At 37.8% G+C, this 23,439-nt stretch carries 31 protein-coding genes; 8 read left to right on the top strand and 23 right to left on the bottom strand.

Annotation, left to right across the window (positions count from 1 at the left end; all coding sequences use genetic code 11):
* Nucleotides 1-128 precede the first annotated feature (128 nt).
* The 19 genes from VB732_RS21730 to VB732_RS21640 all read right to left on the bottom strand — a co-directional run bounded on the left by VB732_RS21730 (nt 129) and on the right by VB732_RS21640 (nt 12,688).
* Nucleotides 129-551 carry a hypothetical protein gene (locus VB732_RS21730; protein ID WP_323232972.1) on the bottom strand — a complete coding sequence of 141 codons (423 nt, stop codon included), beginning with the start codon at nt 549-551 and terminating at the stop codon, nt 129-131.
* Between the two features lie 16 nt (nt 552-567).
* A complete protein-coding gene (locus VB732_RS21725) occupies nt 568-1,026 on the bottom strand; it encodes a hypothetical protein (protein WP_323232971.1) in 459 nt (152 codons plus the stop codon).
* 76 nt (nt 1,027-1,102) lie between these two features.
* On the bottom strand, nt 1,103-2,575 hold the full coding sequence (locus tag VB732_RS21720) for a hypothetical protein (protein WP_323232970.1): 1,473 nt from the start codon (nt 2,573-2,575) through the stop codon (nt 1,103-1,105).
* A 3-nt stretch (nt 2,576-2,578) separates the two neighbouring features.
* The gene (locus VB732_RS21715) at nt 2,579-3,193 is read right to left on the bottom strand and encodes a hypothetical protein (RefSeq protein WP_323232969.1); all 615 of its coding nucleotides are present in this window, start codon (nt 3,191-3,193) and stop codon (nt 2,579-2,581) included.
* On the bottom strand, nt 3,193-3,663 hold the full coding sequence (locus tag VB732_RS21710; RefSeq protein WP_323232968.1) for a hypothetical protein: 471 nt from the start codon (nt 3,661-3,663) through the stop codon (nt 3,193-3,195). Before VB732_RS21710 ends, VB732_RS21715 begins: the two co-directional genes overlap by 1 nt.
* Entirely contained in the window at nt 3,660-3,974 is a 315-nt protein-coding gene (locus VB732_RS21705) for an HK97 gp10 family phage protein (protein ID WP_323232967.1), read from the bottom strand. The genes VB732_RS21710 and VB732_RS21705 overlap by 4 nt, the downstream gene beginning before the upstream one ends.
* 5 nt (nt 3,975-3,979) lie before the next feature.
* Nucleotides 3,980-4,336, bottom strand: a complete 357-nt coding sequence (locus VB732_RS21700) for a hypothetical protein (RefSeq protein ID WP_323232966.1) — start codon at nt 4,334-4,336, stop codon at nt 3,980-3,982.
* A gap of 2 nt (nt 4,337-4,338) precedes the next feature.
* A complete protein-coding gene (locus tag VB732_RS21695) occupies nt 4,339-5,298 on the bottom strand; it encodes a phage major capsid protein (RefSeq protein WP_323232965.1) in 960 nt (319 codons plus the stop codon).
* 34 nt (nt 5,299-5,332) lie between these two features.
* Entirely contained in the window at nt 5,333-5,905 is a 573-nt protein-coding gene (locus tag VB732_RS21690) for a hypothetical protein (protein WP_323232964.1), read from the bottom strand.
* A 144-nt stretch (nt 5,906-6,049) separates the two neighbouring features.
* Complete coding sequence (locus VB732_RS21685; RefSeq protein WP_323232963.1) at nt 6,050-7,543, bottom strand: hypothetical protein; 1,494 nt, start codon at nt 7,541-7,543, stop codon at nt 6,050-6,052.
* 7 nt (nt 7,544-7,550) lie between these two features.
* Entirely contained in the window at nt 7,551-8,630 is a 1,080-nt protein-coding gene (locus VB732_RS21680; protein ID WP_323232962.1) for a hypothetical protein, read from the bottom strand.
* A 182-nt stretch (nt 8,631-8,812) separates the two neighbouring features.
* On the bottom strand, nt 8,813-9,313 hold the full coding sequence (locus tag VB732_RS21675; RefSeq protein ID WP_323232961.1) for a hypothetical protein: 501 nt from the start codon (nt 9,311-9,313) through the stop codon (nt 8,813-8,815).
* Nucleotides 9,314-9,372: 59 nt separating this feature from the next.
* A complete protein-coding gene (locus VB732_RS21670) occupies nt 9,373-9,747 on the bottom strand; it encodes a hypothetical protein (RefSeq protein WP_323232960.1) in 375 nt (124 codons plus the stop codon).
* A 33-nt stretch (nt 9,748-9,780) separates the two neighbouring features.
* A complete protein-coding gene (locus tag VB732_RS21665; protein ID WP_323232959.1) occupies nt 9,781-10,173 on the bottom strand; it encodes a hypothetical protein in 393 nt (130 codons plus the stop codon).
* Between the two features lie 124 nt (nt 10,174-10,297).
* On the bottom strand, nt 10,298-11,410 hold the full coding sequence (locus tag VB732_RS21660; RefSeq protein WP_323232958.1) for a hypothetical protein: 1,113 nt from the start codon (nt 11,408-11,410) through the stop codon (nt 10,298-10,300).
* A gap of 152 nt (nt 11,411-11,562) precedes the next feature.
* Complete coding sequence (locus tag VB732_RS21655; RefSeq protein WP_323232957.1) at nt 11,563-11,727, bottom strand: hypothetical protein; 165 nt, start codon at nt 11,725-11,727, stop codon at nt 11,563-11,565.
* A 7-nt stretch (nt 11,728-11,734) separates the two neighbouring features.
* Nucleotides 11,735-12,088, bottom strand: a complete 354-nt coding sequence (locus tag VB732_RS21650) for a hypothetical protein (protein WP_323232956.1) — start codon at nt 12,086-12,088, stop codon at nt 11,735-11,737.
* 11 nt (nt 12,089-12,099) lie between these two features.
* The gene (locus VB732_RS21645) at nt 12,100-12,375 is read right to left on the bottom strand and encodes a hypothetical protein (protein WP_323232955.1); all 276 of its coding nucleotides are present in this window, start codon (nt 12,373-12,375) and stop codon (nt 12,100-12,102) included.
* The gene (locus VB732_RS21640; protein WP_323232954.1) at nt 12,368-12,688 is read right to left on the bottom strand and encodes a hypothetical protein; all 321 of its coding nucleotides are present in this window, start codon (nt 12,686-12,688) and stop codon (nt 12,368-12,370) included. Before VB732_RS21640 ends, VB732_RS21645 begins: the two co-directional genes overlap by 8 nt.
* Before the next feature lie 139 nt (nt 12,689-12,827).
* Between VB732_RS21640 and VB732_RS21635 the strand changes: the two genes are divergently transcribed.
* The 5 genes from VB732_RS21635 to VB732_RS21620 all read left to right on the top strand — a co-directional run bounded on the left by VB732_RS21635 (nt 12,828) and on the right by VB732_RS21620 (nt 16,128).
* Complete coding sequence (locus VB732_RS21635) at nt 12,828-13,028, top strand: hypothetical protein (RefSeq protein WP_323232953.1); 201 nt, start codon at nt 12,828-12,830, stop codon at nt 13,026-13,028.
* 6 nt (nt 13,029-13,034) lie between these two features.
* Nucleotides 13,035-13,181 carry a ribbon-helix-helix domain-containing protein gene (locus tag VB732_RS36015; protein ID WP_416235766.1) on the top strand — a complete coding sequence of 49 codons (147 nt, stop codon included), beginning with the start codon at nt 13,035-13,037 and terminating at the stop codon, nt 13,179-13,181.
* A 69-nt stretch (nt 13,182-13,250) separates the two neighbouring features.
* A complete protein-coding gene (locus VB732_RS21630) occupies nt 13,251-14,000 on the top strand; it encodes a phage antirepressor KilAC domain-containing protein (RefSeq protein ID WP_323232952.1) in 750 nt (249 codons plus the stop codon).
* A 183-nt stretch (nt 14,001-14,183) separates the two neighbouring features.
* A complete protein-coding gene (locus tag VB732_RS21625; RefSeq protein WP_323232951.1) occupies nt 14,184-14,456 on the top strand; it encodes a helix-turn-helix domain-containing protein in 273 nt (90 codons plus the stop codon).
* A 175-nt stretch (nt 14,457-14,631) separates the two neighbouring features.
* Nucleotides 14,632-16,128 carry a hypothetical protein gene (locus tag VB732_RS21620; protein WP_323232950.1) on the top strand — a complete coding sequence of 499 codons (1,497 nt, stop codon included), beginning with the start codon at nt 14,632-14,634 and terminating at the stop codon, nt 16,126-16,128.
* A gap of 684 nt (nt 16,129-16,812) precedes the next feature.
* Here the strand turns inward: VB732_RS21620 and VB732_RS21615 are convergent.
* Nucleotides 16,813-16,995 (bottom strand): hypothetical protein, encoded by a 183-nt coding sequence (locus tag VB732_RS21615; RefSeq protein ID WP_323232949.1) that lies wholly within the window; start codon nt 16,993-16,995, stop codon nt 16,813-16,815.
* A gap of 997 nt (nt 16,996-17,992) precedes the next feature.
* Entirely contained in the window at nt 17,993-18,226 is a 234-nt protein-coding gene (locus tag VB732_RS21610; RefSeq protein ID WP_323232948.1) for a hypothetical protein, read from the bottom strand.
* A gap of 772 nt (nt 18,227-18,998) precedes the next feature.
* Here VB732_RS21610 and VB732_RS21605 point away from each other — a divergent pair.
* A complete protein-coding gene (locus VB732_RS21605) occupies nt 18,999-20,345 on the top strand; it encodes a GTP-binding protein (RefSeq protein WP_323232991.1) in 1,347 nt (448 codons plus the stop codon).
* Nucleotides 20,346-20,647: 302 nt separating this feature from the next.
* Complete coding sequence (locus tag VB732_RS21600) at nt 20,648-20,908, top strand: Calvin cycle protein CP12 (RefSeq protein WP_323232947.1); 261 nt, start codon at nt 20,648-20,650, stop codon at nt 20,906-20,908.
* A 109-nt stretch (nt 20,909-21,017) separates the two neighbouring features.
* Here VB732_RS21600 and VB732_RS21595 read toward each other — a convergent pair whose 3' ends face one another.
* Nucleotides 21,018-21,836, bottom strand: coding sequence for a TlyA family RNA methyltransferase (locus VB732_RS21595; protein ID WP_323232946.1), 819 nt, complete (start codon nt 21,834-21,836; stop codon nt 21,018-21,020).
* Entirely contained in the window at nt 21,837-22,010 is a 174-nt protein-coding gene (locus VB732_RS21590; RefSeq protein ID WP_323232945.1) for a hypothetical protein, read from the bottom strand. It lies immediately after the preceding gene.
* A 332-nt stretch (nt 22,011-22,342) separates the two neighbouring features.
* On the opposite strand from VB732_RS21590, the gene VB732_RS21585 reads away from it, so the two are divergent.
* Nucleotides 22,343-23,392 (top strand): cyanophycinase, encoded by a 1,050-nt coding sequence (locus VB732_RS21585; protein WP_323232944.1) that lies wholly within the window; start codon nt 22,343-22,345, stop codon nt 23,390-23,392.
* The last annotated feature ends 47 nt before the right edge of the window (nt 23,393-23,439 follow it).

The raw sequence follows: 23,439 nt of genomic DNA, 5'->3' as shown, positions 1-23,439 counted from the left end.
AATAGTAGAGGCAGTCAGATATCTCCATATCCAAAAGTAAGAAATAGGAGGGAGAAAGGTTCCCTCCTGTGGCTAGAATTAAAGATTCACAAAGGTCTGTATATGTAAAAGCTGGTTGCTCTTGAACACTAATTAGCAGATTTTCTTCCCAGATATGTAATCTTATCTTGAAAGTAGAATATAGCAGCCGCTACCCTCTCAAGATCCTCTACCTCTAAAACCTCTAATAGTTCCTCAAAAGTTAATTTAGATTTACTACCAAACTTAGTCATACATAAGGATGCAAGTTTTAGTAATACAAACATATTAGTCTTATATTCTTCAGGAGCAGTTTGGATAAACCCTTCCATTAATAGAAACTGTTTAGCTTTAGGGGATTTAAGTTGTACTGGAGTACCATCAAGTAATTCAAAATCAACTGTCTGCTCATCTGGATTATACTGAGCTTGGAATTCACCAGACTCTTCTTCATTAGCAGGTAGTTCTTGGGCTTGAACCACTTCAGCTTTATCTAATTCCTTTACTTCTTCAATTACTAATTTTCTAGCCATTTTCTTAATTTATTTATTATGCAAATGTAGCGGATTCAAAAGAGAATTCAAGAGTGGTTATAACAGTCTTAGAACCATCTCCAGTGTCTACCCCAGCCATCAATTCAGAACTAGCAAGTTTACAACCTGTCAGTTTCCAAGACTTAGTACCTCTGCTTTCTATTTCACCAGTGGACTTACGTTTAATAGGTGTAACACTCATGTCAAAGGAAAGACCGTCCTCATGATCTGCAATGAAGCTGTTGATAACGTCATCAGTTTCAGGATCATAAGGCTTGCTCACAGTTATGTTGGCATAAGCCTTTGTACCACCTGATGTCATCCTTTCAACTTGGGATTGACCATCACTATAAGTTGCACGTTTATGAGTAGTCTTAATACCACTGAAAGTTGTCCAATATACATTAGGTATTGCTGTTAAATTGATAGTAAAATCAGAGTTAGCAATAGGATTGATATTTGATAAAATTGCCATATTTTTATTTATTTAATTAATTAATAGATTTAAGTAGGCTAAAGTTTATATAAACAGAAGCCCACTATGTATTAGATTAAGCAGCACTCACAGGTAATTGAGTAGCAACCGTCTGAGACTGATTTAGCGGTAGAGCGCCAATACTTACTCTGATGGTATTAATCAACAGTTTCTCTAAAGCAGGGGCGGGAACTGCGTACACTTCAAGAATCACATTACCTAACTCAAGTTCTGCTTGGCTGTTATTGGTAAAGTTACAAATAACTTCAAATGCCTCAGCTTCAGTAGCGCCAAAAAGCAGCTTACCTCTCCACAATCTATTACATACTGAGAAGGCAGTATCAGAGATTGCGTTTAACAGTAAGCCAAACCCATCAATACTGGAGAAGACATCATTATCAAAGCCATCTCTGAGTGTTCCATTAAGAACATTCATAATAATTCTGGTTGGTAGGAAAGTGTAGAATTCACTATTGGAACGTGTTCTCATACCCCAAACTACAATTCCCTTGTTTCTCAGGTTTCTGATAACATTAATACCTAGAGGGTTAAGGATTTCTTGCTGTTGAGTGTTGACTTTAGTTACTACATCTTTAACCCCCAAAACTGGGAATTTAGCACCTGCACCAGGTTGTTGTAAACCTTGCTCCCTGAAGCGTCTGGTGTGTAAACCAGCTACACCTGTAGAAGCAGGAACTACGATATCTTCAAGGTCTACTAGGTGAGGATAGAAGAAGGCCGAGTGTCCTTGGGGTGAGTTATAAAGTAAAGCTTCCGTTTGAGCTTGAGTAGGGGTCAAACCTACACCTGAGTCAATCAAAGCAACCCAATCAAATGCTTCATCTGAGGCTAAAGCTTCCATAGCTAAACCAACTGATTGGCGGTCAGATTGTAAAGTTAAACTTTTGAAAGCTTCAGGAGCCATCAAGAAACCTTGAGTGAATCCATCTTCAGAATCAAAGCTATTTTCAATAGAGTAAACGTAATCACTTGCCGCAGGGGTACTAGGGGTTATTACTTCAGTTTCTAAATTGGTACCAACTGTTAAAGTTAAATCAGTTGTAAGGGGGTTATCTACCCGTACTACCAGAGCGTCAGTAACGTCTGAAGCTTGTGCTGTGACCAAGTTAGCAACTGGTGAGGAGTTAATAGCCCCAATAATACCAGAAGCAATAGCTGCCTTGGTTTCTGTACCAGCGCTTATATAATTTACTACTGTCCCCGCAATGGTAACTGTGTAAGTTTGATTAGCCGCAGTTTCAACAACAATTTGATGTCTGATAGCTATAGGAGTACGAATAAAGTAAACAATGGCTCTTTTATCATTTCTGAATAAAAGGCGCACTGAAGCTTCACTAGGACTAGCACCAAACTGATTGGTAAAATCAGCTAACGAAACTACTTGGGTAGGATAAAGGTAATCTCCAACTGAAGAGGAACCAATAATATAGTGAGTTTCAAAAGAAGCGATCTCAAGCGCTCTATACCCTTGAGTTGTCTCCTGAATCCTTACACCGGGAGATTTAAAATTTGTAAAAAGTGAGGTCATATTTTATTTATTAATAATGATTGTGGAATCTTCTACATAAGTAGAGTTATCACTTTTGGTAAAGTTAGAATTAGCTCTGTTAATTCTGATAGCTATTTCAGATAAAGAAGGTGGATTATCAATAATGTAATAATCAGGTGGCTGAATATCTGAGATGTCAGGAAAATCAGTTGTATTGAAAACTACATCAAAAGCAAAGTTAAGACTTACTATATAATCTCCATCCTGTTGAGCTATATTACCTACAGTTATAGAATCTTCAATTTCAGCAGGTTGAAATGACTTAATATTGTCGTCTGGTGATTGAAGTAAGGACAAAGTATGTATAGTACTAAGTACTCCCTCTAGACCTGCAAAAGGTAATGAGTGATAAGGTAAATCGTAAGGGAATCTATATCTAATACTGTAGGGAAGTCTAACTGAAGTTTGAATACCTCTATTACCTTCCCTTATGTGAGTTAGGTTTTGTATTGGAAGAGCTACCGCAGTATTACCTGGGGCATAATTATTTGAGGTAGGGCTATATAAATCATCAGGTACCTCTAGATTCCACTTATCAATTCTTACCCTAATAGATATAAATTCTTTAACTTTTGCACGAACTGTTTGTATATTCATTACTTGTCTTTATGCTCAGTTAAAATTAATCTATAAATAGTAGGGTTACTATCATCCACATACACCGACCTATAAAGTTTAATATTAGTAAGAGCTTTAGTTGTAGGGTTACTATAGTTAATAGTTCCATAAGTTACTGAAGGATTTAAAATAAATAATGCCCTGGTTCTACCCTCTGGTTGAAATAATGTAATAGGATATACTCTGGGAATCTCTACTTGTAAATCATTTACAGTAATATAAATTGAGTCTGCCCCTTCAATTGCTATCTGCATATTCACAAATCTAGGGGCGACTGAAGTTATGTAAGGCTTGGGTAGAATTAAGGTATCTTCTATAAAAGGTGCGCGGGTAACAGGGTCTGTTGAGGTATGTCTTACTAATAAATTTTTACGCTGTGGAATCCCTAGCCTTTCCTCTACTGACCCTAATTTGTTTTCAATCTTAGCCAGCTTTTCGTATAGGTTCATTTTAATTTATTGATTCCTTTAGCCATATTCTGTTGTAAGTTAAATTCAATAGCTGGTATTGTTTTACCTACCATTTGCACTTTCTTTTCAACATAAGGGGTGTAAAAAACAGAGTTTGATATTGTTACTGATTTCCTGTTTACAGTTGTAAGCCAACCTGATTTTAGTGCCCCTGTTTTTACAGGAGTAACATTTTTAATTCTATTTTTTGCAAACTCTGCTGTCTCTTCTAGAGCCTCCTCTAGTATTTTCTTAGTTACCCCTTTACTATTAAATAAAGGCCCACTAGCCTTAACACTATAGTTAAACATTAAAGTTACCAGTAATAGTGTACTTGTGACCTTTTATTATTAGGTGAGTATTTGTTGTAATTAACTCCTACCCTTAGTAATTGTCCCAACTCAGTTAATAGTCTAGTTCCTTCTGATTTCAGGTGAGCTACATGGCTGCTGTATGATAGTTTAGAACCCCTAGATTCCTTTACAAAACTGGTCTCAAGGGATTCTTTTAGCAAATTATCAATACTCACCAACTCATCCAAAATACTTAAAGTTCTGTCTACTACAGTGTCAGAATAATTAGAAGTTAATTCATTTCTAATCAGACTACTAAACTCAAAGAATCCTAAGATTCTCTCAAACTCTTCAGCTTGAACTGTGGTGAATTGTGCCATGATTACTGGGTAATTGCGGAAAGTACAGCTACACCCTTAGCGCGGTTCCGTAGTTGAAGTTGAGCCTTCAAAGAAACAGAGTATTTGTCTGCGTCTGGGTTAGTCTTTGCCAATTCTTCAATACTAATTGGGAGACCTTGACGGCTCTGAGTATTGCTTTGAGCAAATCCGTATAGGTACACTTCACTCTCATCAACAAAGTACATAGTGTTTGCAGGGCAGAAGCGGTCTTGGATAATAGGACGACCAGCAAACGTGAGACCTGTGTAACCCAAATCAGCCTGACCAGCAGGTAGTTGGTTTGTGATACTTAGGTTAGCTGCAAACACTTGTTTGTATTTGGAAGCAATTTCAGGGGTTGTATAGATAGCTGTGAAGCGTCCACCTTTACGTAGAATAGCAACTTCCATGTCATACAATAAAGCAGCCGTCAAAGCTCTGTTGGTGCCGTTTGTGGATACATGAGAAGCCCAAGCAGGGTAGGTAGCTGGGTCAAGACCTGCATAAGCTCCAGTAGCAGCAGCAGCCGTAACCAAACCAACTATTCCACCTGTGGTATTATCACCAACACCCGTATAGATGTAGTTGCTTAACTTCTCCATAATGCTACGAATAGCACTATTGATGTCAGAAGCAAACAAGTCACGTAAAGCACCTTTACCAGCTACTTTAGCTTGAGCAACATCTTCTTTCTGTTGTAAGAATGCACTGCGGATTCTAATGTTACCAATATTCAAGATAGCTGCAATATAATCATCATCAGAGAAGGTTGTTACGTCTGCTCCAGTAGACTCACTTACCGCAGTAGCCCCGCCTGAGTTTGCGTTCCATTTAATAACTTGTTGACTTGTATTTTTCTTAGCAAGACGGCTGACCATTGGGTAGTCAGTCAATTGGAGTGAAGCGACTTCTTCTTCTACTAAAAGTTGTAAAGATTGAGCCGGAGTAATAATATTAGCCATTTAATTTATAGTAATTAATTATTTGTTTATTTGTTTAACTGAAAGCTTCAAATAAGGCATCTTCTGCCTTAACTGTTTTATTAGGGTCAATTGGAGTTACCTTTGTTTCCTGAGCATCTGAACCTCTAACTCCTGAAGCAGGTATAAATGCTTTTCCATCTTCTGTAGACAAAAAAGAAGTTAGCGCATCTTCTAAAGTTGAAACACTGTCACCTTGAGTTACATACCACTTACCATTTTCTTCCTTGAGTTTGTCTGAGTTATCAAGTAAGAAGACTTTTTGTAGTACTGCTGGACTTAACGCTTTGCTGTTAGCAATTGCCTGAGAAACTGCACTGCCACGCTTGGCACTAAGGGTCTCTAAATCTTTGTTAGCTAATTGTGTCTTAAGGTCAGTCAACTGCTGCTCCAGTGCCTTAAGGGTTAACTTCTCTGAAATAGATTCAGTAGATTCTACTGGTGCGGGTTGAGGTGATTGAAGTTTCTTAATCTCTTTAGTAACGGATGCTGCAAGCCCTTGATTAGCTTTGGTAAATTCTGAACTGATTTCAGTTTTAAAAGAATTTAGGGAAGCATCAATTAAGGCTTGAATTTCTTCTTGTGTCATTTTAAATAATCCTTTTATAGGTGTCTGTCTTTTAAGTTGTCAGTAAAACTTATCTGGTTTATAAACCTTACCCAGTGGGTTTACCCTCAGTCCGAAACTCTACAGCTAATGTGTCTGTTATGTCTTAAGGAGTGTTGAGGGTCTCTATACAAGAGAAGTGTCCAAAGTCTTAATAGAGGTCAGTAGTAACTCTATTTCTTTGTTAACTTGTTCCTTTTGGGAGGCTGATAAACTACCTGCTAATAACGACACCATCTGCTCATAAACTACTTTCAGAGCAGAAGGAGGTAGGTTAGCTTTCAGAGTTTCTATATTTAGTTTGGAGACAGAATCTAACTTGGCTAGCATGGAATCCAGGGAGTCATTCTCAAAGCTATTAAGTCCGGTGACAGAGATTTTACTTCCATCTAAACCTGCTGCTTTAGCTACTAACTGTAGGAGGTCTTGGTAGAAATCAGTGATAAGTTCGCCATAAGATTTCAACATAGCTTCCTGCTTAACAAAGTCCATCTGCTTACTAATACCAGATTGACTTAAGGCAGCATTAGAAGACGAAACTCCACCAGCAGCTATCAAATCTCTCACCTGAGTTTCTATAGCCTCTAGAGACTTAGCCATGTGTTCAATCATGTAACCATGAGGCTCAGACCACTCAAACTTTTCTAACTCAATTACATGAGCTAAACCTGTTGGTATAGGTTCTTCATTTGTGTAAGTTTGCTCAAGGTCTGAATCAGGTGTTTGAATACGTTTGAAGGTGCGCTGGAAATAAGCCATTGTCAACAAATCATACTTTGCACAATCTGTTCTCAAATGTTCCAGTGCCTTACTAGCTGCTTGGTCAGCAACCCAAAGCTGATCAGGTAACTCTATTTTGAAAACTGGTACTGTACCAAACCCATGCTCTATAGGAGGTGCTGATAAGCTAATAGTGGTTTCATTATTAATTAACTCATTCCCAACTTTGGTAATGTTACCTTTACCATCTAGCTCCACAAATGCTGAGTACTTAGCAATGTAATTAGCGTCAATAATAGTCCAGGTACAGACCTTTCTAGGAGCAGCAATAGGGTTAGAATTATCTTCTGATATCTGTCTAATCTTTAGCCAATTAAGCTTACCTTTACTCTCACTCCAGTTAATAACTTGAAGGGGAGAATAGGTCACAATATAGGGGCGTAAACCTAATGCTTCCTCTTGTAGTTTGTTGATGGGAATTATATCTGATTTATTCTTGTCAACATGAACATAAATCTTTTTGAACTTTAAAAGCTCTCTAAAGATTAAGCTAATGAGATTCTTTTCTGAACGTCCAGCTAGGTCTGTATCCTCCCTGAAGGCTGACCAAAACTTAGGATTGGTGTCTAACCCCTCAATAGTCATAGGGGCGTTAGCAAGTTTGCTGGCCTGCTCATTTATGTTGGCACTGAGGATATTTAAATAGGTAAACTTTTTAAGTCTAGTTTCATATATTTCATTATCCTCACCTGGTCTTTGATGAATAAAATGTCTAATAGAATTCTTGAGTTTGTAGCCACCTGAAACTAGTAAGTCAATTTCTTGAAGTGCAGGTAACATCTGCTCATACTCAACATTCTTTGCCTCTAGAGTTTCTAGAAGTAATTGATTAGGGTACATATATTATTTAATATTTAAGTAATTTATTCTGAACGGTGTTATATAAAGAGCCAATACAATACCTAGCAGCGTCAACAGTGTGGTCTTCTTGGCCGTCTGCTGGCTTATTTATTAACTCTCCTTCTGAATTAACTGCCCTATGGTAGTCTTCAAACTGAGTTATCAATTCAACTAAACTAGCTTTAATAAAAAGGTTATTTTGGTAAAATAAATTATTCATAATGTCTATACTTGGTAGTAGTCCTAACTTAGTTCTACTGACCTCTATAGCCCTAGTCATGCCAGGTATATTCTGACGTTTACCTAATATTCTTGCTGACTTAACTGAACCACCCCGGTCGTCAGGAAGGTAGCATCTGTACACATTATATTTAGTACAAAGTTTGGCCATTTCATTTAAGAAGACTTCTTCTGGTACAGTCTCACCAGACTTATTGAGCCAATAATCAATTATGTAAAATTTACTTCTATCTTGGCTCAATCCAATGACAACTAAACTTGGGTTGCGATCGCCCCAGTCTCCTCCAATATAGTAAGAGAGGTCAGTAGGTATATCTTTTACATAATGTATAGAAGAATCTATTTGGTCAAACAATTGCCCATCAAAGTCTTCAAAGCTAGCTTGAAACTCTTGCCTATATGTTTTGGCTGGCATCTGAGCTTTAGCTAACCTAAGTCTTTGTATAGGGAAGAAAGGATTATCACGGGTTTTAAAGTGATAGTAAGCCCATTCAGGTAAATCTTTAATCTTCTGATAGAACTTATATAATGGGTGGCTCTTACCTTTTGGTGTGCCTACTAGTGTTGCTGTGGAACCTTCCGTATCTGAAAGGGCAGGAAGAATTACATCCTCCCAAACTATAGGTTTAATATCTTGAACTTCATCTATTGCAGCATAGAAAAACTTAAGTCCGCGTAATCCATTACCCTCATCATCATTTGCCCCTCTCAGAATAATGTCAGGTTTATTACCCTTTAGAACTATTCTGAATTCTGAATTATTAATTGACTCTACAAAAGGAGCGTCTTTCAGTAAGGAAACTAAACTCTTCCAATGCACTGCTTTAGCTTGCTTCAATGTTGGCATTATTAGGGCTACAACAGTAGGGAAGTTGGGGTTATAGGCGAGACTGCAACTTAGGGCTGCTACAATGATTTGGGTTCTAAGAAGGTGAGACTTACCAAATCTCCTACCACAAACTAATAATTTAAATCTATGTGGGTCTAGGAATATCTCCTTCTGCTTGGGGTGCAGATCAATTTTGAAGGTCACAACTCATCATCCCCCTCAAGCTCCTCTACTTGTGGAACTTGGGCATCACCTACAACAATCGTGTAATTAGCTTGCTGCTGAATGTCTTCAGACCACTCAGCTTTTAAGGCTTTTAGGGCTTCTGTTGCTGTCTTTAACTCATGCTTTATATAAGAGACTACCTCACCTTTAGCTGACTGAGTTTGACATACGTAACCATCCTTAGCCATCCGCACAATCTCTTCTAAAGCTAGAGTGCGGTTAATCTTAGAGTGCAAGCTGACTAATCCAACTTTGATAGCTAATTCCAAAGTTAGGGATTCATTCTTCTGAAGTTCCTCAACTTTCTTCTTTGTCTTAGTTATTAATGTTTTTAGTTGCTGCTCTGTTAACTCTACCTCAAACTTATCCTTAAATAAGGCAGTCATTTGAGGTTTAGATAAATGAGGCTGAATTGATAAAAGTAATACTAGAAAATCTCGCTGAACTTGTGTCAGCATAAATGCTTTATTTGGCATAAAAAAAGGTGCCACCTGAAGCACCCATAATGTTTAGATATCTAACTAATAAATCTGTCCTAAATCAGCTTCATAACCTCATTGGAGAGTAGTCCTAATGCCTCAAGGTATGTTGCAGCCATCCAGCTTTCTAAAGTCCCTTGCTGCTTACTGTGGAAGTAGCTGTTGCGTAGTATTAACCAAGAGGCTTCACTACCTACAAAGTGGAATTCAATAGCTGCCCTATGTAGTCTCTCTAAGCCCCATAGAGCTAACTCAAGGGCAGCAGAATCAAGCTGACCAAATAAAGAGTTACCTGGCTTCAGTTCACTTAAATCTTTGTATAGGCGGGGAATATATTGGTCAACGTTATCAAACTCTCCCTCAAAAAATAACTCTAAACATTCTTCCAAGGAGGCAGTATCAATATAGCTTGTCAATAATTCAGTAGTCATAATTTTATCCTTAATAATAAATAGAATTAATAGTTAGTACGCGGAGATTAATGTATCTTCAAATAGTTTCTTCCAGTCCCCTTTTCTGTAGCTACATTCCAATTCAGTTAGCTGTTGGAGTTTGCGGTTTGTATACAAAGGTTTATCTAGGTTAGCCTTCTCATTTTCAACAATCTGATTGAAGTTACTATTCATCCAATCTCTTATCTGTTGCTTGTCTCTGGCTGATAAATCTTTATCATTTAGGTACTCTTGGATTACAGGTAAGATGCCCCAGTGATTCCTTTGCTCTGAGTAATCTGAACCATAAAGCTTTCTGAATTTGTAAGATAAAGTTGACTTAGGAATCTTGAATATCTTAGCTATTGAACGTAGTGAATAACCTTTTAGAAATAGTTTGTAAGCTCTACTAATTGCAGTACTCATAAGTGTTTTATAACTTTCTCTCTATGTTTAAATAATACTTGAAAGCTAATAGTAAAAGGTGGGATAGTTTTTGCATTAAAAAACCTCCTGGTTAGAGGAGGCTTCTATTAATTGGTTATTTTATTTAAGCTACCTTAGCGCTCTTTAGAATTGGGAATTGGATAACATTGTCTGTCTTGGGTTTTCTGATTAACCGCCCAGTTTGATAAGCATCAACAATAGTAGAATTCAGTTTTTCTACCGTCCTACTACTTACTACACAATTAAATCCTTCTGTCTCTAACTTCCTCTTAAACCAGAAGTGAGATTCAATTGGCGAGTCATTCAGAATGTTACTAATAAGCCTCTCTGTAATCTCCTGAGTATCTATGAAACTTACTTTAACCTTTACACCAGGATATAAGGTAGAAGCCTTCTCATTGACCTCCTGAATAAGGTTCTTAGCTTCCCAAGAAATCCCTTTTGGGCTGGTGAAGATGAACTCAATTGCTTTACCAGGGAAACGTTCAGAAGCTAACTCAATATACTTCTTAGTAAATAAGGTAGAACGCACATTATCTTCAGAGAGGGTACGAGATTTTAGCTCATACAATTTGGTAACTTTAGGTAGTCTCTCTACAAAGTCCCATCTTCTATGGCTACCTGTGTTAAAGCTATCAACTACTGCTACTTCAAACTTTAGGTTGATATTAGAGTAGCCTGCTAATTCCATAATCTTTAATTGTAAGTCTGATTCAATAGCGTGGGTGATGTCATTAGAAGAAGCTACTTCTATTGATTTAGCTCCTAAAGATTGGAAGTCTTTAGCTGCCTCTGAACGTCCTTGAACTAGGTAGCTGTAAGCGTGTAGAAAGTCACCAACCCAAAGGGAATTAATACCACCCAATGAGACACCATTTTGCTCTTTGTATAGAATTTTGAAATTAGCTAACTTTTCTTTTTCTAATTTAAAAGCTTTACCAGGTAAGGATTCCAACGACCCTTGGTTAACGAGGGGTCGTTGAATTGGGCTCCAGTAGTTAATATAGTCTTCTTTATCCAAACCCTTAGCAAGGGATAATTGAGACATAACATAGTAAGCGTTTTTACCATCCTTATCTGATACCCATTTAAGATTATGTACGCGGGTTAATCTACAAAGCTCATCAAGAATAGTGGAGTCAACTTCAGGTGCGATCGCTTTAATAGCTGATGTAAGTTTAATAGCAGAATTGGAAGGAGGATTAATAGTAGTCATTTTGTATATTATGTAAATTTAATTAGGTCTCTTTCAACCTTTCTATACACAATATTAACCAATACATAGGAGCAAAAGGTGTGCAGGCTGTCCAAACAAAATAGCCTCCTATTTTTAGTAGGAAGCTATTAGTTGAATTAAACTTAGTGGGATTAGTTGCGGTCAGAGAAATCAGCAAAGTCACGCTGGAAGTCAGTATAGGCAGCTAGGGTATCTTCTGTTAGCTGAGGCTGTAAAATCAACTTACCTACAAGTAATCCCAGTACAAAGCTGAATAAAATCAAAGTGAAAATAATAAGGGTAATAATAGTAATCATATTAGTGTTATTCAGCTAGGGTTGAATCTGGTAGAATTGCATGTTCCATAATCTTATTTATCAAGGCTACCCTTAGCTGAGTTAATCTTTCACCTTGGGAGTAGTCAACATACTCTGGGTCTTTGTTATCTGCCACAAGGCTCTCAAACTTGGGGGAAAGAACAGAAGTAATTAGTTCTATTACTCCATCAGCAGGTATACAACGTCCACCAAAGGTTTCCTCATCTACATGATCAAATGTAAGTCTTAATCTAGCTTTACCAAACCTGAAGAAGATGCCGGGGGTGGGTGGTGTTAGATTCATATAACTGGCTATAGCACCAGTAGTAACTGTGATAGGTGGAATTTGAGAATTAAGCATAATAGTATGTCCTATAAATTAGATAATATTTCTGTTGTTGAAAAGTTTATGGTATCAATAACCTCTTCATAGATTTCAGCAACCCAGATATCAAAGTGAGAGGAGCTAGATTCTAGATAACTATTGGTGAGTATAATCTCAGCACTCCGGTTTTTAGTAGTCTTGAATATGAGGGCTGCTTTCTCAAGTTTGGTCAGGGTAGCTACACACTCAGAAAGCAGGTCTCCAGTTAGCCCAGGTTGAGTTTCCTGGAGTTCTTTTAGTAGAAGAGGTAAGTAATCACTCATTAGATTTGAGTTCTGATATCGTTCTTAGGTCAGCTACATCTTTTCCAAAAGCACTGAACCTTCTATCTACATCTTTCCTTAAGTCAGCTATCTGACTATTTAGATTCTCTAGCTCATCAGCTATCTCATATACTTCTAAATCTTTTAAGGCTGCTGAATCCTGTAGGGCATTCAATAAAACTTTATCTAGTATGCCATCTATAACGAATCCAACAAATACTATACCTAGCAAAAATGGTGACTCAAAGAAGATAGCTAATGCAGTAATAATAAAAAGAACAGGGGAAGAAGCAATCGTTAATTTGTCTTTCATAATGAAGTAAGTTTCCTTTTGTTTTCTATAAGTTAATAATAACAAAAGCATCTTGCATTAACTGGGAGACTGTTTTAATATCCCACATTCTGCCGGTTATAACTTGATAGATTAAAGATATCTAATATGTGGTAAAGATATGAAAAATGACCAAGAGAGAATAATAGTAGTGACCCTCACCCAGGAGCAGTACGATGCATTAACATACGCATTTACTATTGATGAGAAGGGTCTTTGTGAATGGTTAGAAAGCTGCCCATTTCAATTAGTTTTTCAGTGGTCATCTGTGGTACATAATGTTATAATTGATGGAGATAAACAAGTTAACCTAAACATTTAAAAGACTATGAATCATACCAAATATATCTCACTCAGAATGCCAGAATCCCTCTGTGACAAGATAGATGCTGAAGTAAGTGAAAAGCTAAGTTCAAGAGCTGACATTATAAGGGCAGCCTTACTTTTATATTTCAAGACTAATCAATCAGCCTAAACTTTAAAGGGGCGCTAAAGCCCCACCTACTATTCTTAAATTAACTAATAAATCAAACTAATAAATATAATGACAAACTTAACCGTACAAACCATCAATTCAATTCTAGTTGTAGACTCCAGACTTATTGCTGCTGAGGTAGGTATTGAACATAGAGCATTAAAGCAAGTTATCAAAAGCTATGAAGCTGACTTTGCAGAGTTTGGGAATATCAACATTTCAAATGTAGATATTATTGGACCTGGAAAACCTGAAACATTCTACTATCTAACTGAAGACCAATCTTACTTAGCTCTAACTTATGTTAAGAATACTGCTGAGGCTAGACAAGCTAAGAAGAATTTGATTCATGCTTTTAAGGCGGCAAGAGAAGCTTTAGCTCAACCTACTCAACCCAAACTACCTTCTAACTATAAGGAAGCTCTATTAGCTCTAGTAGAGGCAGAAGAAGAGAAAGAGAGATTAGCTTTTAAGGCTGCGATCGCTGAATCTAAGGTAATTGAGATGCAGCCTAAAGTGGCAGTATATGATGTCATTGCTGAGTCAGGTAAACTTCTTAGCTTTGCTGATGCAGCTAAAGTTATCAATAGCCCTAGCCTTGGACGTAACAATCTAATGCAATTGCTGAGGGATAAGAAGATACTACAGATTGGTAATCTACCCTACCAGCAGTATATTAGCCAAGGTTATTTTGAGGTAGTAGAAACTTCTACCAATGTAGGAGTTAAATTGACTCCCAAGGTAACGCAAAAAGGTTTGGCTTTCCTAATTAGATTCCTTCAAAGAGAAGGCTACACAGTTCCCAGTAAAGCAGCATAAAACTAAATCAATAAACTAAATCAGAGAGGGCTATAATAAGTCCTCTTTTTTTAATGTCTATTTAACTGGTTCTCCCAAAAGAGAAGCTGTCTAATCCCTCACTTATCAATATTGATAAACGAGAAAGTTGGACAGTTATATATAGTAGAGAGAAAGAAAAGAAATAAACTAAAGGAAATTATTATGATAGCAACTGATTTAATTACTACTAAAGAAGCTGCCAAGGTATTAGGTTTATCTGGGTCAGATGGAGTTAGATATTATATTCGTACTGGTAGGCTCAAAGGATATAAGAATAGAAGGGGTTATATGTATGTCTCTTTAGCTGAGGTTCAAAGCTTAACTAAACCTGAGTTCACTGAAGTAGAAATAGATGAATACCCTGTAGATTTAGAGTGGGAACGTCAAGTAATGGAGTGGGTCAATATTGCTATGGAAAATAGTACTTATGATTAACAATTAGTTGCTCAAATAGTGCCCCTTTTTAGTGGCCATTTGTAACATGATTTGTTAGAATATTAGGTATAGAGGATAAGCTTTGCAAGGCTGAAAAGAAAGCTAGTTACTTTCCTTCCTCTCTTCCTAAATAACTAAACTTTATATTTTTAAAACTAAACTAAATTAACTGAATATGGAAGACCACATTAAAAAAATTGATAATTACCAACTTAAGATTACCCAGAAGATGAAGGGTAAATTGGTAGCTAAAGCTTTAGAGAATTTAATAGGTAAGACTCCTACTAACCAGCAAGTAGCTTATGTATACTCCTTGCTAAGAGTTAGAAATCAAAAGGCACAAGATAATGAACCTAATGATTATTTACAAATACCAGTTGAATACCTATTTGTCCTAATGACTCCCTTCTCAGTAGAAGATTATAATACTAAACTTAAATTTAAAAAATATATGGCGACTGTTACAAAAGAAACTATAGAACCTTTACTTGATTTTATTAGTGTTACTGGGCATGGTGAAGGTTATTGTCGTAGGTTTATGCTTGGAGAGGAATTAATGGAGGAAATTAAAGAAGAGTTGGTTAAATTGATGAATGGAGAATGTGATGATTTGGCATTTGCTAAACCTGACCTTAATGTTGGGTTAAAACCTGCTGCTTGGGGTGGGAGATGTCTAAGGTCTAATCAACTTCCTGAAGTAACTAAAAAAGCTTGGGAGAAGTTAAGGGATTCTAAATTTGTATTTGACTTGAAGTTATTTAATTCAGCAGAAGGTAGAAAATTTAACAGAAGTCTTAACTTAAGCCAAGACCAACAAGAAGCTTTTCTAAGTGCTTTAGATGATATCCGGGAAACTAATGAACCTCAGTATCATGGTTCCTTTTATATTCAGGGGCCTGGGCGACTACATACATCAGGTGGGCCTATGGCTCTAACAAGTAAAATTAGAAAGCACTATGTTAAGCCAACCAACAAAGCCAACAAGGTTATGGAAATGGACTTAAAGTGCGCTCAGTTAATTATTCTTTGTGATATCCTGCAAGCCTCAGAAACTAAGGAACAAATTCTAAGTATTATTAGAACTGATAGTATTTGGAAGCATATAGGCCCAGCTACATTACCTAAAGAAGTTAAAAAAGTAATCATTTATGGTTTCTGTTTTGGGGCCAAAATGAGTGAGCTTCCTTTTTTAGCCACACAGAAAGCTGAAAAGAAACTAGGGTATCGGTTTAATGTAACCAAGGAAATAGTTAACAGTTGTTTTGAAGGTATCCTAAAGCCCCTTGTAGAGCTTAGAGATTCATGGTTAGCCGACTACACCATTGACAAGATTGAAGCTGGTGAGATTGAGAAGGTCATTCATACAAATGCCTTGGGTTTAAAGTTTAACCTCAATAAGGAAACCAGTGAGTACAAAACTGAAGTTAAGAAAGGTAAAGTTAACAATTCAAAGATTGGTGGCAAACTTCTATCTCATCTGGCCCAAGGTGCTGAACAATTAATTATACAGAGATTGATTGGGGAGCAGATAAATGAAAACATCCTTACCTATTCTTATGATGGTTTGAGTCTAGAAGTTGAGCCAACTAAGGTAACTGAAGTTCAGGAAAGATTAACTAGCTGGTTAGCTCAAGAGTTTCCAGATTCTCTATTAGAATTTGAAGTTTACTAAAACTAAATCTAACAAAACTTATAGGGGTGGCTAAATTAGCCACCCCTTTTTTTCATTAAATGTATAGAGTCAAGTAAGCACTTCAGCTAACTTTCCACCAAGCAAACTAAAACTATACACAACTAGAAGGTATTGGTTATAAAGGAATAGAATTAATTAACTACAATAAGGAGCCGCCACAGTGCAGGTTAGCTTTTCAGCCTAAAATTCAACTATCTGTAAAGAGCATACTAAACAAGATAATCAACACAGCAAAGTACTAATAAAAGTATCCAATTCTCTACTAAAGCAAGCATAGAGTAATCAGCAAACTAAAATCTCTATCATGCATTATTAATATATATACTTAGATTACAACCTATAGGTAACAAGGTCTACAGCCATTTCAACTTACTACAACTTTTTTCTGGGTTAAATTCTATACTTCAATGCACTTAGATAACTATACTAGGGTTAGCTTTTCAGCCTAAAATTTAGCTATCTATTCTAATCAACAACAATCAATGCTACAAATCAGCAATACAGAATATCAAGTTATCTAATATCCTAAATTAGTTTAGTAAAGAGTAATAAGTTAACTCCAACTCATTTCATGCATTATTAGTATAGTAGATAGCTTACAAGCCTTACCCAGTAAAGATTACAGTCACCAAAAAGTCTTACAACTTTTTTATAAGAGTTTAATTAAACCCATGCACATTGGAATAGAGCTTTTAATAACTGAACTGGTTTAGGGGTTCCTTCCATACAGTAGTTATACTTGGCTAAATACTGAGGGTCTGTATTACAACCTTTAAGAGAGACTATAACTACAAGAACCACTAATAGCATTCCTTTAACTTGATCTGCGGTAAACTCATCTTTCACTACAAAACCTCCCCTAAACTCAACTATGTCTCAAATTAACTTCTTTATAAATTATTTGTTACAGAATAAATACTGAAACATAGTTAACTTGGGAGGGGCAGCTACTCCTTGTAGTCATAGAATGCTAGCTAGTTTCACTAGACGCAGGCTAGCTTGAGACTGCTTCTCTTCAGTAAACAGCATCTGCTAGAAAAGAACCACTGGATTTAAATAGTCAGCGATCGCACCTCAGCAGCCACCACTTAGTCTACTAATACAGCAATCTACCCTCAATCCTTTTCTACAAGCTAAAGGTAATCATCTACACCCAGCCTCCTGCATTGCCCTTCTACCGGGTCAAGTTTACCTGAATGACCTAACATTCCTGCCTACAGTTACCTGGCCGGCAGGGGCCTTGTGGAGTGAGGTAACTGATTCTCTGCTAACAGAACCAGTCTACTTTAGTGGTGAGTTAGGCTAGAGATCGCACCTAAGATAACTAAATCAGTAAACTAATTATGGTAACTTTCACTATAAGTAAATTAAGCTGAGGAAGAGTTATGCTAGTAATCTTCAGTTAGCAGACATAAGATAATATTGGTAAAAGTTACCATAATTAAATTGAGTTAAATATACCTACCTACTACGAAGCCCCCTGGATTGACCTTTGCAGGTGTCTCAGGGGGCTTGGTGGGACTATCAAATATTAAGAGGGTGGATAATAATTCTCTAAAGTCTCAGACTTCTAAGCTCTTTCTACTTTAGGTGGTTTAAGAGTAAGTGACCGCTAAACTCTTTTTTGGTGTGGTTATCAGCTTTGAACCACCTGACCCAATTGGTTTCCCTTTTGTTCATACTACAATTATAACACAAATGTAGTATGTTGTCAATAGTTTTTTATACAAAATATGGGATATTTCCTAATATATTGAAGATTATTTTGTAAGTTTTTTGAGTGAATTAAGCCTGCTAGTTTAGGGCACTTCAATTATTAAGAAATAGCCAATTATCCGCAGTCTCACTTATCCTCTTCAAAGTTTCCCCTGGTAACCATCCACTGAAGTTTAATTAATTTTTCAACTATGAAATGGGTATCCTCATACTTTATTACTTCTTGAGCTAGCCTTACTGCAATGTCAGGTTTGTCTGGAAAGTAGCCATCTAGTTCATGAAGAGTCTGTATAGCTATATCTATTTTCTCTTTGCAAAAAATCAACTCTTCCGCTATCAGTTTAAAGATTGGAGTTTCCATTTGGTCGTTCCCTTTATTAATTAGTAAGTGAGACAGTTTACTTGGTAAGCGATCGCTGCCTAATCTGAAGTTAACCGCAATCTGGGTCGCTACATAAAACCCTTATAGTAGTAATACTTCTATTAACTATAGAGAGAGAGAACATAACACTCCAGTTAACCTCACTCTATTAGGGAATTAGAAAACATACCATTTAGTCAACTGAGTTAGCTGGTTGCTTTAGTTTGCTTAGGATGCGATCGCTAAGTAACTATCTAATGCAGCTAATTAACTCAGTTGACTTATTTAGCTGACCTAATAATTAGATAAACTAACTGTTAGTCCCCCTAGCAATAGTTGACTAAATGTAGATGACTTAGACTCAAGCCAGCTAAATGTCAGCTAACTAGTCTCCCAAGCAGTCTCTATTCCCAGATAAATCTGGAGACTGCTAGAAGGGCCAACACGTTACTGCTACTACATTTCAGGTATCTTTGTAAGGTAGAGAAATGCAGGTTGTTATAGAGCAACATAACTTCAGTTGACTAATCAGTTAGCTATTCTTCTCTCTACCCTCACTACCTCTAGAGGGGTAAATTGCGTACTTTGGTGGTAGTTATTCCCCATGTACAATTATTGTTAGGGGCGGCTTGAAATAATTTATCACTCTAACTTTGGTTAGCTTACCCAGGAGGAGGATTATTAGATTGAGCACGTTTTGAGCATCTCTGGGAATTAGATCAAAATGGATATGTAGCCTGTTGTTTGTCCAACCTTGAATCAACCTAACTTTGTGCGAAATCTGCAAGAAACCCACTTAAATCGTGCCCGCGCCAGTCTCAGACAAGCGCTGTCTTGGTATGGACATCTTCGCAAATCAGGACAGTTGTCATCTAACCCAGAATTAATCGGTTTGTTGAAACCAGAATTGGAAGCTTTGAACTCCACACTCAGCAAACTGGACTCTAACGTGATTAGAATTGCCGCTTTTGGTTTGGTGAGTCGTGGTAAATCAGCAGTTTTAAATGCTTTGCTGGGAGATAAAATTCTGCAAACTGGGCCTCTAAACGGTGTTACTCAATGGCCTCGTTCCGTGCGTTGGCAGCCAGGAGGTAAGGTTTTAGTAGAGTTAATTGATACCCCTGGCTTAGATGAAATTGAGGGTGAGTCACGGGCGCTTATGGCACGAGAAGTAGTGCATCAAGCAGATTTGATTTTGTTTGTCGTGTCTGGTGATATCACCCGCACTGAATATCAGGCACTGCTGGAATTAAGGCGATCGCAAAAACCCCTGATTTTAGTATTTAACAAAATAGACCTCTACCCAGATACAGACCAAGGAGCGATTTACCAAAATTTACAACAATTGGGTGCTGGGCATCCTCAAGCAAAGCCTCTATTACCAGATGAAATTGTCATGGTGGCGGCGGAACCCGCACCTATGGAAGTGCGAGTTGAATGGCCTGATGGGCGTATCAGTTACGAATGGGAGACACCACCACCACAAGTAGACGAACTTAAAGAGACAATTCTGAACATTCTGAATCGGGAAGGGCGATCGCTTCTGGCTTTAAATGCACTCATCCAAGCGCGGGATGCAGAAGCCGCGATCGCTCAAAAAACTATCGAATTACGGGAAAAAGAAGCTGAAGATATTATTTGGCAATTTACTAAATACAAAGCTTTGGCAGTAATGTTAAATCCCATCGCCTTCTTAGATATCCTTGGCGGAACTGTTGCCGATTTAGCTTTAATTCGCGCTCTAGCTAGATTATATGGTTTGCCGATGACTAGTTATGAAGCCGGAAAAATTTTAAAAACGATTTTATTTAGTTCTGGTGGTTTGCTACTGGGAGAATTAGGTAGTAGTTTTATTTTGGGTTTAGGTAAAACTACGGCTGCAATAACTAGTGGTGATAATCCCAGCAATATTACTGCTTTTGCTGGCAGTGCGATCGCTCAAGCTGGTATTGCCGGTTATGGTGCATATTCTGTTGGCAAAGCCGCTCAAGTGTATCTCGAAAAAGGCTGTACTTGGGGACAGTTGGGCGCTAGCAGCGTTATTCAAGAGATTTTATCTCAAGTCGATCAGAATACAATTCTGTATCGCTTGCAACAAGAATTAGGCATAAAGTATTGAGAATAAATAAAAATTGTTTCCCTTTTGTTGCCGTTTATAAGTGATTATCAACTTCTATCAAACTCCTCTGACAATTGACTGATATTCCGAATTTAAGATGCAAAACTGATAGTGGCTTTAATTAGTGGAATCGCCCTAAAGATGACAAGAGGGTAATTCCCACTTAATTTGACTAAAAACATGGCGGTGTTTACCACCACGTCTTGTAAAAAGCCTATCTAAACTGGAAATGTGAGCTTTTTGGGGTCATTGAAAGCTCGCGGTTAATATCTATAAGTCTGTAAATTAAAGGTGAAAAAATCATGACAACAACCTTAAACTCATTTGAAGCTGCTGGGGCGACAAATCTTGAAGAAGCGATTATTGAAGCCATTACTGAAGCACGGACAACTTGTGAGCTAGATGGCAGCGATTCTGCTGGTTGTGCCGTAGCCTGGGACATTGTGGAAGAATTGCAAGCAGAAAAAGCCGATCAACAGCAAGCGAAATCAAAGAAAACCTCTTTGGAAAACTACTGCGATCGCCATCCTGAATCAGTAGAATGTTTAATCTACGACGTTTAAGAAGAAAGAATTCAGGAGTCAGGAGTCAGAATTCAGTATGAATTGGATTCCGAGTAGAGATGAGTGGGTTTAAGCCCCCACTAATTGATTCTGAATTCTGCATTCTTGTTTAACTTTTCCGTAAATCAGTTGTTGCTGATTGCGTTATTTGCTTAATTGCTTCTAAATCAAGTGATGGTATTTCACTTTCCATAGCCAACCACAAAAGATATTCGATATTCCCAGCCGGGCCAGTGATCGGCGACCAAGTTAAGCCTTTGTATTTCCATCCTAATTCGTAGGCTGTTTGCAGCACCTGGAAAATGGCATCAGCTTGGTCGTTTGGATCTCGCACAACACCTTTTTTACCCACACGGGATCTGCCAACTTCAAACTGTGGCTTGACTAACAACACAGCTTCTCGGTTAGCTTGAGTTAGTTGCCACAAAGCAGGCAGAATCTTAGTTAAAGAAATAAACGATACATCTACCACCGCCAAATCAGGAATCGGGTCATTTTCACCATATAATTCATCCGGTCGTAGTTGGCGTAAATTGGTGCGTTCCCGCAAAATCACCCGCGAATCATTTCGCAACCGCCAGTCAACTTGTCCGTAACCGACATCAATGCCGTAAACTTGCTTGGCTCCAGCTTGCAACAGACAATCAGTAAAACCACCAGTAGAAATCCCACCATCTAAACAAACGCGCTCTACTACAGAGATGGCAAATACTGACAAAGCTTTCGAGAGTTTTTCACCGCCTCTAGAAACAAAAGGCGATCGCTCTTTAATATTTATTTGAGCCGTAATATCAACTTCAGTCCCAGGCTTATCAACTAGCTGCTGATTAACAGTAACTTCCCCCGCCTGAATTAACCTCTGTGCTAAAGCGCGAGAAGAACATAAATTAAGCTCTACTAATAGTGTGTCGAGTCTCTGTTTAGCCAATTAACTAGATCCTGGTAAAATTAAAATCAAAGCACGATTGATAATTTCTTCTTGGTTAATAACTTTTTCTAATTCCTGGGCTTCGTAACGACCTTCTTCTACTTCGAGCGTTGCCTCATCAATGGCATTTAAATAGGCTTCTGCTAAAACTACGGAGAAGGCACTATATGGCATTACGGCAACCTATTTATAGTAAACAAGAATTTGCTTGTCACGGCAATGAGTAGGATTGTAAGACAAAGACAGTAAATGTTTGCATACCAAAGCTTTCCTATTTTGGGTTAAAAAACAGTACAAACCCTGTACGCTGGAAATTTTACCCTATCTAGTGCGACAGTTAAGCTAATGCGCGTCTACATTGCATATTTTTCGTTAAGACTGCCATTTGTCATTAGTTCTTCACAAAGGACAACTGACTAATGACAAAGGACAAACTTCACGGATAAATAAGCAATTAAAGTGCGTAACAGCCTAGCAATAATTGCAGTTTGCTCCAGAAGCTTAGTATGACAAAGGCATTCCCAAGCATAGCAAGGCGCTTGAAAAGTATAGGAATCAAGTTGTTGAACATGGGAACCTTCCTAATAACCCGTTTTATCGAAAACTGGAAACGCTACTTCTTGGGTGACACTGTTGATGTTCGCCCCTCTCACTCACCCTCCTTGGATGTCCGCCCTTCCTTAGCGGGCCCAGTCCTGAGTTTGGGTGGGGGTGGCCCCGATGTCGATGATGCTATCCAGTGGATGATTAACCAAGTTAGGGGAGGTAGTAACTCCACTACCAAGGTTAATGTTGTAGTTCTCCGCACGAATGGTAATCACGATTACAATCGGCTAATTTATGCCATGAAGGGTGTAAAGTTTGTGGAAACTCTTCTAATTCGCAATAGAGAAGAAGCAAACAAAGCCGAGATTTTTGAAAAAATCAAAAATGCTGATGTAGTTTTCTTTGCTGGCGGCGACCAATGTCAATACATCCGCAACTGGAAAGATACTAAGCTTGAAGCTGCCGTTAAGTCAGTTTACCTGAAGGGAGGCGGTGTTGGCGGCACTAGTGCAGGCGCGATGATCCAAAGTGATTGTGTCTATGATGCTTGTGCTTCTTCTGAAAAAGGTATTGAAACTAGAGACGCACTAGAAGATCCCTACCGAGACATTACTTTTACTTACAACTTTTTCAATTGGAGTAATTTAAAAGGAACTATCGTAGATACACACTTCGACAGGCGAGAAAGAATGGGTCGAATTATGGCTTTCATTGCCCGTCAAATTAAGGACGGTGTATCTAGCAGTGTTTTAGGCATCGCCGTTAGTGAAAGCACATCGGTTGTTGTGGATAAAAACGGCTTGGTAAAAGTTATGGGTAGAGGTGCGGCATACTTTGTACTTGGCAATCATACGCCAGAAGTATGCGAACCCCGAAAGCCTTTGACCTTTTCTAATTACAAAATTTGGAAAGTTCGCAGTGGCGACACCTTTAATTTAAAAAACAGACCAACCTCTGGGTACTATCTCAGGAGTGTTAAAAGGGGACGGATTGATTCAAATCCATATTAAGTTGGGAATGGGGAATTGGAAATGGAGAGTTTAGAGGAAAGATGATT

The sequence above is a fragment of the Nostoc sp. UHCC 0252 genome (genome assembly GCF_034931145.1).
GTDB lineage: Bacteria > Cyanobacteriota > Cyanobacteriia > Cyanobacteriales > Nostocaceae > Nostoc.
The sequence above is the reverse complement of the archived record's forward strand: the minus strand, read 5'-3'. Positions and strand labels throughout refer to the sequence as shown.